Below are 11,772 nucleotides of genomic sequence, written 5' to 3'. Positions count from 1 at the left end.
CGGTCGTCACCCCAGGTCCTTCTTGCCGCTCCGGGTGCCATGGCTCTCCTGCGCAGGCTGTTCCGGCTTCTTGCTCCGCTCCAGCTCCTCGCGCCTGATGGCCTCGGCGCGCTCCTCGCTGAGGCGCGCGCGGATCTCGTGGAAGCGCCGACGCTGCTCGTCCTCAACGTTCTGGTAGCCGACGTCCGCCGCGTGGACGCCGATCTGGAGGAGTTCGATCTGGCCGCTGAGGGACTTCGACAGGGCGACGAGCGAGCTGTGGACGCGCTCGTACTCCGTGAAGAAGCCGTCGGCCTCGGCGAAGGCGATCTTCCCGGTGCCGAGCGAGTCGCGCGTCACGCGGTTCTGGCCCAGCTTCGCGGCGCCGCCGGCGCCGCCTTCCAGGTCCTTGATGACTCCGTCGATCCGGTCACGGAACTTCTTCAGTTCGCCGACGCCGAGCTCAAGGTCACTCACTGTCGCACCCGCCCCCGTCACCCGTTACCTCGAACACGAGCCAATCCTCCCCGTTTGCTCCTGCTGTCCTGCATTGCGATCGTGGCGACTCGCCATCCACCGATCACGCGCATACCACTCTAGTGATTGCGACTGGCAGGCCCAAGTCTCTTGTTCGTCACGAGACTTCTACAGTTCGTTTGTCATGATCGACGCTATCAGCCGTGTGCGTCTGCAATGATCACCGGCCTGCCGTCAGCGCGGCCCGCCGCCTCCGGTGGTCCCGTACCGCGACCGCCGAGCCCGCGATCGCCGCGACGAGGACGCCGCCGCTGACGACGATGTACGTGGCGAGGCGGGCGGCGCGCTGTTCCGGGGTCTCGCCGAGGTGGACGGCGGCGGGGGTGGGGGCCTCGGCGCGGGTGACGCCTTCGTCGGCGACGGGCTTCTCGATGGGCTTGTCGTCCTCGGTCAGGGCTCTGACCGGGTCGACGACGCCCCAGCCGACGAGGCGGTCGTGGCCGGCGAAGGAGCGTTCGGCGGTCTGCTGGATCTGGGCGACGATCTGCTCCTGGGTCCAGTCCCGGTGCTCGCTCTTGATGAGGGCGGCGAGACCGGCGACGTACGGGGCGGAGAAGCTGGTGCCGTTGTCGGCGCAGTGGCCGCCGCCGGGGACGGTGGAGACCATGTCGACGCCGGGGGCGGCGACGCCGACGAAGTCGCCGGACTGGGAGAACTGGGCCCGTTCGTTGTTGCGGTCCGCGGCCGCGACGGCGAGGACGCCGGGGTACGAGGCCGGGTAGGTGGGCTTGACGTTGCCGCCGAGGCCGTCGTTGCCGGCCGAGGCGACGACCACGATGTCCGCGTCGAGGGCGGCGCGGACGGCCTGTTCCAGGAGGGGGGTGGGCTTGACCGCGTTCGCGGTGTCCTGGGAGATGTTGATGACGTCCGCCTTCTTGGCGATGGCGTGGCGGATCGCCGTCGCGAGCGTCACCGCGGTGCCGTTGCCGTCGGCGTCGTTCTGCTGGATGGGGATGATCGTGGCGTCCGGGGCGAGGCCGACGAAGCCGGTGCCCTTGGCGGGGCGGGCGGCGATGATGCCGGCCACCTTGGTGCCGTGGCCGACGGTGTCGGTGGTGCCGTTCTCCTTGCCGCGCTTGAGCTTGTAGCCGTTGGCGTCCTTGGCGTCCTTCGGGATCAGGTTGATCCCGCTCTTGGCGTCGACGGCCTTGGTCAGCTGGGGGTTCCGGGTGTCGACGCCGGTGTCGATGACGGCGACGCGGACGTTCCTGCCGGTGGACTGGGCCCAGAGTTCGTCGAGTTGGACGCGCTGGAGGGACCAGGGGCGGCCCTCGTACTTCTTGTTCGGGAAGGTGCACTGGCCGCCGTCGTCCGCCGCCGCCGGGGCGGCGGTGGCGAGCGGCAGACCGAGGGCGCAGAGCGTCGTCGCGGCGGCGACGAGCGGGAGGCGCCGGAGCCGGCGCGGGGGCGCGCTCACGAGCCCTGCGGCTGGCGGGCGCCGCCGGTGGAGAGGCGGGGGCCGGTGGGCAGGAACGTGGACCACTCGGCGGGGATGGGGAGGGGCTCGATGTTCTTGTAGCCGAGGCGGTTCTGCGCCTGCTGGGCCTCCGCCTGCCGGGCCGCCCTCTCCTCGTCGGAGCCGGAGGAGCCGATGCCGGAGTCGTCGGTGACGGTGTCGCCGTTGGACTGCATCGCGTAGCGCAGGCCGGTGTCGGTGACGAGGAAGAGGAAGCCGCTGGTCGTCGTGGAGCCCTTGAACTGGCGGAAGAGCTGGCCGGATCCGGGGGTGACGTAGGCGCTGCTGGAGCCGGTCGGCAGGGTGGCGGGGAAGTCCTTGCCCGCCCAGGTGCTGAGGGTGGTGGCGCCGTTGTCCCCGTCGACCGCGCGGAGCACGTTGCAGACGGTGTTGCGGCTGCCTTCGCCGGTGCCGGCCTCGTTGACGGGGACGGGTTCGGCCTTCGGCCACTTCTTGTCCGCTCCGAAGGCGGCGCCCGGCTGGAAGGCGCCGCCGCTGAGCTCGGTGGCCTTGCCGGCCTGGCCGAGCTCGACGAGCTGGCGGCTGTTGAGCAGCAGCTTGGCGGTGAAGTCGGAGATGGGCGCGACCCGGTCCTGGAGGACGACGTACATCTTCCGCTCGGTGCCGTCGGAGGCGGAGAGCACCATGCCGACCTTGGCGACGTCGCCGACCTCGGGCAGCATTCCGCTGATCTCGGCGCGGGCGCCCGGCTCGCCCGGGATGGTGGGGAAGGAGATGGTGTCGCCCTTGTGCAGGGTGTTCAGCCACGCCTCGGAGACGCGCTGGGCGGGGCGGCCCTGGCCGACGAGCTGGCGCAGCAGCAGTTCGTCCTTCTCGACGGGGTACGCGGTCCCCTGCGCGTCGACCACGTAGCGCGTGCGGTCGGGGGCGGGGCCCTCGACGTAGAGGAGCTGGCCGCCGGTCAGCCGCTCGGGGCCGTCGGTCTTCGCCTCCTCGCGGGCGGCGAGGACGAAGGCGGCCTTCTGGATGGCGCGGCCGCCCTCGCCGGGGCGCTCGCAGACGGCCCAGCGCTTGGCGGCGCCGGCCTCCTTCTCGTCGGGGAGGCGGTCGGGGGCGTAGGGGATGCCGAGGGTGGCGCCGTGCGGGATCTTGCCGCTGTCGAGGACCGACTCGGCGACCGTGATGATCTTGTCCTTGTCGGGGTCGAGGAGCAGCTTCGCCGACGACATGTTGAGGACGGGGTGGAGCTGGGTCTTGTCGCCCGTCTTGAGGACCACGTACCGGGTGGTCGACTTGTCGGCGATGATCACGTTCTGTCCGGGCTTGTCCCAGTCCTTGGGGGCGACGGGCTTGAACATGCCCCAGGCCCCGAAGCCGGCGAGGATGACCACGCCGACGATGGCGCCCGGCACCACCGCGCGCAGCGGGCGCGGCGCGCCCTCCTCGGAACCCGTCGAGTTCGGCTGCACGAACTGCGCGACCAATCTCCGCTTCGCGAAGGTGTAGGCGTTCAGTTCGTCCCGTCGTGATGCCATCTGAAGTGTCGTCCCTCTCCCCGCCGGCCGACCAGGTTGCCACACTCGGCGGGTCCGTCCGCCGTCCCGCCGCCCCCTACTATGCCTGGCGGCACCCGTGTCTCACCGCTCAGGTAGGGTGATCGCCCGGTCAACGCCCAAGGGAATTCGGCTATTACGGACACGAGGGGGCAACGCGGCGATGGGTACGGCGACGCGTGCGCGCGACGGGCGGCGGACCAGCGGCCGAGCGCCTCAATCTTCCCGACGGCAACGCAGCAACGGGGGCGCCGAGGCACCGGTTCCGGGCGGCCCGCAGGCCGTCCCCGCGACCACCACGCTGCGGCCGCTGTCGCGCACCGGCCGGATCGGTCCCGTGCAGCTGCGTCAGCTGGTGCTGGTGGAGTCGGCGCTGGCCCTGGTGGCCGTCGGCTTCGTGCTGGGCGGTCTCTGGCTGGTCCCCACCTGTGTCGCCGCCGGCGTCCTCGTGCTCCTCGCGGTGATACGGCGCCGCGGCCAGGCCGTGCAGGACTGGATGGGGACGGCGCTCGCGCTGCGGTCGCGCCGGCGTGACACCGAGCCCTCCGCGCCCGACGCGGACCCGTCCCTCGCCCCGGTGACGGAGAGCGTGCGCGGCTTCGGCGCGCAGCCGTACGTCGACCGCAACCACCGCACGGTGGGCATGCTGGGCGACGGCACCTTCCTGACGGCCGTGCTGCGCGTCGAGGCGAGCGGTTCGGCGCTGCGGCCGGTCTTCGGCGCCCGCGCCTTCCCGATGACGCTGCTCGGCGACGCGCTGGAGGTCGACGACATCGTGGTCGAGTCGGTCCAGCTGGTGCAGCAGGTGCGCCCCGCCCCGGCGCCGCACCTCCCCCAGCAGTCGGTGGCCCGGCTCTCGTACACCCCGCTCCAGGAGCGGACCGGCGCGCCCGCGCTGCGGCTGACCTGGGTGGCGGTGAAGCTGGACCCGGAGCGCTGCAAGGAGGCGGTCGCGGCGCGCGGCGGCGGTCTGGAGGGCGCGCAGCGCTGTCTGGTGCGGATCGCTGACCACCTGGCGAGCCGGATCACCGGCGCCGGTTTCCAGGCGGTCGTCCTGGACCAGGAGGAGGTCAACTCGGCGATCGCGACGGCGGCCTGCACGAGCCCGCACGCGGCCGCGCGGGCGGGCCGGGCCGGTGCCGCCCCGCAGCGGCGGACCGCCGAGACGTCCCGGGTCTGGCGGTGCGACGACCGCTGGCACACCACGTACGCGATCGGGCGCTGGCCCGAGCTCGGCCGGGGCGCGGCCCCGCTGCCGCGGCTGGTGTCGCTGCTGACGTCGGTGCCCGCGTACGCCACGACGTTCAGCCTCACCGTCCGGCGCGGGAACCGCCAGGGCGCGATGGAGGTCGGCGGCCACGTCCGGGTCACCGGCGGTTCCGACAACGAACTCGTCCGGGTCCGCCGGACGCTGGAGCAGGCGGCGCGCACGGCGAAGGTCGGCCTGCTGCGGCTGGACCGCGAGCAGCTGCCGGGCGTGCTGGCGACGATGCCTCTCGGGGGTGCGCGATGACGGTCCGCGGCGGAGCGGTGAAGGGGCTGCGCGGTCTGCTCGGTCCGCGGCACGCGGGGCACACCGTGCCGACGGCCGAGCTCGGCGCGCTCTCCCTCCCGGTGGGCGACGACGGCGTGGTGATCGGCGAGGACGCCGAGGGCCGCTCGCAGCTGGTGGGCTTCCACCGCTCGACGCCGTACGACGTGCTGCTGATCGGCGGTCTGTGGACGGCGCAGGTGCTGGCGCTGCGCGCGGCCGCCACCGGCTCCCGGGTCGTGGTGGAGACCGGCCGCCCGCACGCGTGGGTGGGTCTGGCGCAGGCGGCGGGCGCGGGCCTGGAGTGCATCACGCTCCACGACGTGGGCCGGGTGCCGCCGCTGGGCGCGACCGTCGGCAGCCCGGCCGTGGTGGTGCGGGACTGCGGCATGCGGCCGCCGCGCGGGCGGGTCGTCTCCTCGCCGTGGCAGTCGGTGCTGACCCTGCTGCCGTACCTCAGCCCGGTCGCGCCGCGCCTGATGCGCGCGGCCACGCTCGTCGGCATCCAGCGGGTCTCGCCGCAGGAGGCCCAGCAGACCGGCCGGATCCTGGGACTGACGCAGAACGAGGTGGACGCGCTGCCGACGCTCGCGGACGGCGTGACGCTGTGGTGCGCCGGCGGCGAGCGGCACTGGGTCCTCACCAACGCCACGGACGCGGAGTCGGGCCTGCTCGGCGCGGCCCGCCGGATGGACTGACGCTCGGGACCGGTGCTCCGGACGGGCGCGGGGCCGGCGGCCGTCCGCGATCGGGCGAAGCCGCCCCGGCGCGGGGACCGTTTCCCTAGTATTTCTCCTGGTGGCGCGGGGCGGGCCCAACTGCCCGGCGCCTCGGGACACATGGTCCGCCGACAGGCCGTGAGCGAAAGGAAGCCCCATGGGGAGCGCGCAGGAGAAGGACGAGTTGTACGCCCTCGACATCTCGGACGTCGAGTGGATCGGCGCCCCCGGCACCAGCCCGGACGAGGAGCGGGTCGAGATCGCCCATCTGCCGGGCGGGGCGGTCGCCATGCGCTCCTCGCTGGACCACGGCACGGTGCTGCGGTACACGGAGGCGGAGTGGACGGCGTTCGTGCTCGGCGCGCGGGACGGCGAGTTCGACCTGCGCTGAGTGGAGCGGCCCCCGCCCAGCGCGGCGGGGGCCGCCTCGGACCGGCGGTCGGGCGCCCCGAGCGGGGTGCGCGGCCGCCGGTTCGTCGCGTCACGTCCTGTCGTGTCACGTCCCGCCGCGTCGCGTCACCCGTTCGGGCCACCGTCGGGGCGGGTGGGGTGGAGGGGGACCGGGGGGAACGGGGGGTGCACGGGAGGGGTACGGCGGGGATACGGGCCGGACGGAAGCGGGCAAGACCGTATGAATTCCCCCGTGTTGCTCCGTCTTGTACGGTTTCGCCCGCCCTGCTTCCTCACGCTCCGCCGCACCGGCGTCACCCGGGCCCCGCTCCGGGCCGGAGGGAGGGCGTCCGGGAGAGGACGGGCCTGCCGCGGCGGCGTTGCGGACGTTTAGGGTGGGTGGGGGCGCGGCGGAGGATCCCTCGGAACGTTCGCCGGGTCCGAGGGGAGAGCCGGCCCGATCGGCAGTGAACGGTGGCCCCGACGCACGACGGCACAAGGGTGCTCGACCACACCAGGAGGCAAAGTGAACGGCGATCGCGACGACATCCGCGGGGGCTGGAACGTGCCCGCCGACGAGTCCGACGCGGATCCCGCCGAGATGACGGGTGAGTTCACCATCGACTACACCCCGCCGGCCTGGTACACGCAGAACGCGCCGGGCGGTCCGGGGGGCGCCGGTGCGACTCCCCCGCCGCCGACGGGTGCGCCGGTCCCGGTGCCCGGGGTGCCCCCGGCCGGCTTCCAGCAGGGCTGGACGCCCACCCCGCCGCCGCCCGCGCCCGGGCAGGTCCCCGGCGGGCAGCCCCCCGCACCCGGACCCTACGGGGCGTACGGCTCCGAGCCCGGCGCCCCCGGCACGCCTCCCGGCTACCCGGCGCCCGCGCCGGTCCAGGCGCCCGGGCCGTACCCCGGACAGGCCGCCGGCCAGGTCCCGGGTCCGATCCCCGGTCAGCAGGCTCCCGCGCCGGGCCCGTACGGGGCGTACGGGCCCGGGGCCGGCACGCCCGCCGCGCCCCCGGCCTACCCGGCTCCCGCTCCCGCTCCCGCCCCCGGCGCGCCTTTCGGTGGCGGTGAGGTGGAGAGCGGCGCCACCGTGCGCTTCAACCCCGCCTCGCTGCAGCCGGAAGCGGCCGCGCAGCCGGCCGCCCCCGCGCCGGCCGCCGAACCCCTGCCGGGCTCCCCCGAGGCCGCGGGGCTGGCCCGCGCCGACGTGCCCCCGGCGCCCGCCGAGGACGAGCCGGCCACCGAGCCGGAGGCCGGCGCCCCGGCCGAGCCGGATCCGCGTGCGGACGCCGAGGAGACGGCGGCTGACGCCGAGCCGGACGGGGAGTCCGGCCCGGCCCCCGCCGGGGATCAGGACGAGACCGAGTCCGAAGCCCGCGCCGAGGCCGAGGCGGAGACCGGCACCGAGGACGAGACGGAGCCCGAGGACGACGTGGAGGCCGAGGTCCAGGAGGACCCGGCCGACGCCCCCGCCGCCGAGACCGCATCCGCGACCGAGACGGAGACCGCGACCGATTCCGAGGCCGGGACCGCCGGGGCCGCCGACGCCGTCCCCGCCGCGCTCCCGCCCGCCGCCCCGCTGCCCGCCGAGGGCGCCCCGGCGGCCGCACCCGGAGCGCTGCCGCCACTGCCGCCGGAGTTCCCGCCCGCCTCCCCCGAGGCCCAGCAGCCTCCGCAGCAGCCGCAGCCCGCTCAGGCCCCGCAGCCCGCGCCGCAGTGGCCCGGGCAGCCGGTGGCCGGCGCGCCCGGAGCCGTACCGCCGCAGGGTGGGTACGGCTACCCGCAGGGGCCGGGCGCCCCCGGTCAGCCCCCGCAGGCGCCCGCCGGGTACGGCTACCCGCCGCAGGCGCAGGCCGGTTACGGCTATCCGCACCCCGGCCGGCAGCCCCAGCCGCAGCCGCCGGCGCCCGGCGCGGAGCAGCCCCCCGCCGGGTACGGTCTCCCGCCGCAGGCACAGGGCGGTTACGGATACCCGCAGGCTCCGGGCGCGCCCGGTGAGCTGCCGCCGCAGGGTCCGGAGGGGTACGGGTACCCGCCGGGCGGCGTGGACCCGCGGACCGGGGCGGCCTGGCCGCAGGCGGTCACGCACGACCAGCGCGAGCGGTCGGTGCCGGGTGCCCCGCTGGGCTACACGGCGGCCGTCGAGCTCTCCTCCGACCGGCTCCTGCGCAACAACAAGCAGAAGGCGAAGTCGAGCCGGAACCCGGGCGCGGCCTCGCGGTTCAAGCTGGGCGGCAAGAAGGAGGAGCAGGAGCGGCAGCGGAAGCTGGACCTGATCCGCACGCCCGTGCTGTCCTGCTACCGGATCGCGGTCATCTCGCTCAAGGGCGGCGTCGGCAAGACCACGACGACCACCGCGCTGGGCGCGACCCTGGCCATCGAGCGGCAGGACAAGATCCTGGCGATCGACGCCAACCCGGACGCCGGCACGCTGGGCCGCCGGGTGCGGCGGGAGACCGGGGCGACCATCCGCGACCTGGTGCAGGCGATCCCGTACCTCCACTCGTACATGGACATCCGCCGGTTCACCTCGCAGGCGCCGTCCGGCCTGGAGATCATCGCCAACGACGTGGACCCGGCCGTCTCGACGACCTTCAACGACGAGGACTACCGGCGGGCGATCGACGTCCTCGGCAAGCAGTACCCGGTGATCCTCACCGACTCCGGCACGGGTCTGCTGTACAGCGCCATGCGCGGGGTGCTCGACCTGGCCGACCAGCTGATCATCATCTCGACGCCGTCCGTGGACGGCGCCTCCAGCGCCTCGACGACGCTGGACTGGCTGTCGGCGCACGGGTACGCGGATCTGGTGCAGCGCTCGATCACGGTCATCTCGGGGGTCCGCGAGACCGGCAAGATGATCAAGGTCGAGGACATCGTGCAGCACTTCCGCACCCGGTGCCGCGGCGTGATCGTGGTGCCCTTCGACGAGCACCTGGCGGCCGGCGCCGAGGTGGACCTCGACATGATGCGGCCGAAGACCCGGGAGGCGTACTTCGACCTCTCGGCGATGGTGGCCGAGGACTTCGCGCGGGCGCAGCAGGCGCAGGGCCTGTGGACCGGCGACGGCCAGGGCGGCCTGCCGCCGCACATGGCGCCGCCGATGCCGGGCCAGTACGCCCCCGGCCCGTACGGCCCCGGCCAGCCGGCGCCCGGGCAGCCCGGCCAGCCGGGTCAGCCCGCGCCGGGCCAGCCGTACGGCGCTCCGCCCGCGCCGGGCCAGCCGTACCCGGGGCAGCCCGTGCCCGGCTCGTACGCCCCCGGTCAGCCCGCGCCCGGGCAGCCGTACCCGCCGCAGGGCCAGTCGCAGCCGTACCCCCAGCCGGGCCAGCCGATGCCGGGTCAGCCGATGCCCGGTCAGCCCGGTGAGCCGATGCCGGGTCAAGCGGGATATCCCGGACAGCCGTACGGCGGGCAGCCGTATCCGCCGGCGTCGACTTCCGGCCAGCCGGGTCAGCCGGGGCAGCCCGCGCAGCCGTACGGGCAGCAGCCCGGGCCGGGTCAGCCGTTCGGGCAGCCGCTCCCTCCGCAGGCCCCGCCGCAGACGCCTCCGCAGGCGCCGCCAGCCCCTCAGCAGTAGGGCGTCACAGGAGTAGACCAATGAGGCTCCGTACCGGGTCACCGGTACGGAGCCTTCTTGCATTCCCGCAGCCCACACGGGGTTTGAGTCATCGTTGACGACGGCAGACCACCGCTGATACATCTTCGCTTCACTTGACGTCAGCCCAAGATCCACGACTCCACGACAGATCCCCCGACGCGAGGTCACGTCCCATGGTCATGGTCACGAAGGTTCCATCCCGTCCACTCCCCCGCCGGCCGCACCCGCCCCACCGGGCCGCCCGTCTGCTGCTCGCCGCCGGCCTCGCCACCGCCTCGCTCGCGGCCCTCCCCGCCACCCCCGCCGCCGCCGAGGACGAGAAGTCCGGCGGTACGACGCTCACGGTGGCCGTCTCGCAGAGCATCGACTCGCTGAGCCCGTTCCTGGCGCAGAAGCTCACCTCGACCAGCATCCACCGGCTGGCGTACGAATACCTCACCAACTACGACCCGAAGGACGCCAGAACCGTCCCCGCCTTCGCCACCGAGTGGTCCGCCTCGGCGGACAAGCTGACGTGGACGTACAAGATCCGCGAGGACTCCACCTGGTCCGACGGGAAGCCGGCCACCGCCGAGGACGCGGCCTGGACCTTCAACAAGATGATGACCGACCCGAACGCGGCCACCGCCAACGGCAGTTTCACGGCCAACTTCGCCGAGGTCACCGCCCCCGATCCGCGCACCCTCGTCATCAGGCTGAAGAAGCCGCAGGCGACGATGACCGCGCTCGACGTGCCGATCGTGCCCAAGCACGTGTGGGAGAAGGTCGGCGACTTCTCCAAGTTCAACAACGACCAGCAGTTCCCGATCGTCGGCAACGGCCCCTTCGTCATCACGGACTTCAAGGTCGACCAGTACATCAAGCTCAAGCCGAACAAGACGTTCTGGCGGGGCGCGCCCAAGTTCGACGAGCTGGTCTTCAAGTACTACAAGGACGGGGACGCGGCCGTCGCCGCCCTCCAGAAGGGCGAGGTGTCCTTCGTCCCGAACCTGACGCCCGCTCAGGCCGCTGCCCTGAAGACGCAGAAGGACATCAAGGTCAACGACGCCCCCGGGCGCCGCTTCTACGCGCTCGCCACCAACCCCGGCGCCCGCGCCAAGAACGGCAGGACCTTCGGCAACGGCCACCCGGCCCTCCTCGACCCGGCCGTCCGCAAGGCGCTCTTCCTCGCCGTCGACCGCGCCACCCTCGTCGAGAAGGTCTTCCAGGGGCACGCCGTCGAGGGCGAGGGATACATCCCGCCGCGCTTCGGCTCGTACTTCTGGAAGCCCGCCCCCGACCAGAAGCGCGGCTACGACCCGGCCGAGGCCGACAAGGTGCTCACCGCCGCCGGGTACGAGAAGAACGGCGAGGGGAAGCGGCTCGGCAAGGACGGCAAGCCGCTGACCTTCCGGATCCTCTGCCACGCCACCGACCCCAACGACAAGGCGGTCGCCAAGTACCTCCAGGAGTGGTGGGGCGGGCTCGGCATCGGTCTGACCGTCGAGTGCCTGGACAGCGTCTCCGACCCCTGGGTCAAGGGCGACTACGACCTCGCCTTCGACGGCTGGTCGGTCAACCCCGACCCGGACTACGTCCTCTCCATCCACACCTGCGGCACCCTCCCGGCCACCCCGAAGGACACCGGCGCCACCGACAACTTCATCTGCGACAAGGAGTTCGACGCCCTCTACGCGCAGCAGGCGGTGGAATACGACACCGCCAAGCGGGCGGACCTGGTCAAGCGGATGCAGTCCCGGCTGTACGACACGGGGTACATGAACATCATGGCCTACCCCAACGCCCTGGAGGCGTACCGCACCGACCAGATCGCGTCGATCACCACCATGCCCGAGGCCGCCGGGAACCTGTGGGGACAGGACGGCTACTGGAGCTGGTGGTCGGCCGTCCCCGCCGCCTCCGCGTCCGGGTCGGGGGACGGCTCCGGCTCGTCCTCGACCGGGATCGTGATCGGGATCGGCGCGGCCGCGGTCGTCGTCGCCGGCGGACTCCTGCTCTTCCGGATGCGCCGGCGCGCCACCGCCGACGACCGCGAGTAG

Annotated in this window: 8 protein-coding genes; 5 read left to right on the top strand and 3 right to left on the bottom strand. The window is 73.6% G+C overall.

What is annotated here, in order from left to right; translation table 11 throughout:
* Window positions 1-6: 6 nt before the first annotated feature.
* The 3 genes from ABFY03_RS27265 to eccB all read right to left on the bottom strand — a co-directional run bounded on the left by ABFY03_RS27265 (window position 7) and on the right by eccB (window position 3,468).
* Complete coding sequence (locus ABFY03_RS27265) at window positions 7-456, bottom strand: hypothetical protein (RefSeq protein ID WP_346171027.1); 450 nt, start codon at window positions 454-456, stop codon at window positions 7-9.
* 220 nt (window positions 457-676) lie between these two features.
* Window positions 677-1,933: a type VII secretion-associated serine protease mycosin gene (gene mycP, locus ABFY03_RS27260; protein WP_386723771.1), complete on the bottom strand. Its 1,257-nt coding sequence runs from the start codon at window positions 1,931-1,933 to the stop codon at window positions 677-679.
* A complete protein-coding gene (gene eccB, locus ABFY03_RS27255) occupies window positions 1,930-3,468 on the bottom strand; it encodes a type VII secretion protein EccB (protein ID WP_346171026.1) in 1,539 nt (512 codons plus the stop codon). The genes mycP and eccB overlap by 4 nt, the downstream gene beginning before the upstream one ends.
* Window positions 3,469-3,649: 181 nt before the next feature.
* On the opposite strand from eccB, the gene eccE reads away from it, so the two are divergent.
* From eccE to ABFY03_RS27230, 5 genes are all read left to right on the top strand, one after another.
* Complete coding sequence (gene eccE, locus ABFY03_RS27250; RefSeq protein ID WP_319011216.1) at window positions 3,650-4,999, top strand: type VII secretion protein EccE; 1,350 nt, start codon at window positions 3,650-3,652, stop codon at window positions 4,997-4,999.
* Window positions 4,996-5,715 (top strand): hypothetical protein, encoded by a 720-nt coding sequence (locus tag ABFY03_RS27245; protein ID WP_319011217.1) that lies wholly within the window; start codon window positions 4,996-4,998, stop codon window positions 5,713-5,715. Before eccE ends, ABFY03_RS27245 begins: the two co-directional genes overlap by 4 nt.
* Window positions 5,716-5,893: 178 nt before the next feature.
* On the top strand, window positions 5,894-6,127 hold the full coding sequence (locus ABFY03_RS27240; RefSeq protein ID WP_031014159.1) for a DUF397 domain-containing protein: 234 nt from the start codon (window positions 5,894-5,896) through the stop codon (window positions 6,125-6,127).
* 525 nt (window positions 6,128-6,652) lie between these two features.
* Window positions 6,653-9,712, top strand: coding sequence for an SCO5717 family growth-regulating ATPase (locus ABFY03_RS27235; RefSeq protein WP_346171025.1), 3,060 nt, complete (start codon window positions 6,653-6,655; stop codon window positions 9,710-9,712).
* A 200-nt stretch (window positions 9,713-9,912) separates the two neighbouring features.
* Window positions 9,913-11,772 (top strand): ABC transporter substrate-binding protein, encoded by a 1,860-nt coding sequence (locus ABFY03_RS27230; RefSeq protein ID WP_346172311.1) that lies wholly within the window; start codon window positions 9,913-9,915, stop codon window positions 11,770-11,772.

Source organism: Streptomyces roseofulvus, assembly GCF_039534915.1.
GTDB classification, from domain to species: domain Bacteria; phylum Actinomycetota; class Actinomycetes; order Streptomycetales; family Streptomycetaceae; genus Streptomyces; species Streptomyces roseofulvus.
This window is presented reverse-complemented; position numbering and strand designations above follow the sequence as displayed.

Coding starts and splice junctions, on each gene's coding strand:
- ABFY03_RS27240 (WP_031014159.1), top strand. CDS start 5,894: ATGGGGAGCGCGCAGGAGAAGGACGAGTTGTACGCCCTCGACATCTCG.
- eccB (WP_346171026.1), bottom strand. CDS start 3,468: ATGGCATCACGACGGGACGAACTGAACGCCTACACCTTCGCGAAGCGG.
- ABFY03_RS27245 (WP_319011217.1), top strand. CDS start 4,996: ATGACGGTCCGCGGCGGAGCGGTGAAGGGGCTGCGCGGTCTGCTCGGT.
- eccE (WP_319011216.1), top strand. CDS start 3,650: ATGGGTACGGCGACGCGTGCGCGCGACGGGCGGCGGACCAGCGGCCGA.
- ABFY03_RS27230 (WP_346172311.1), top strand. CDS start 9,913: ATGGTCACGAAGGTTCCATCCCGTCCACTCCCCCGCCGGCCGCACCCG.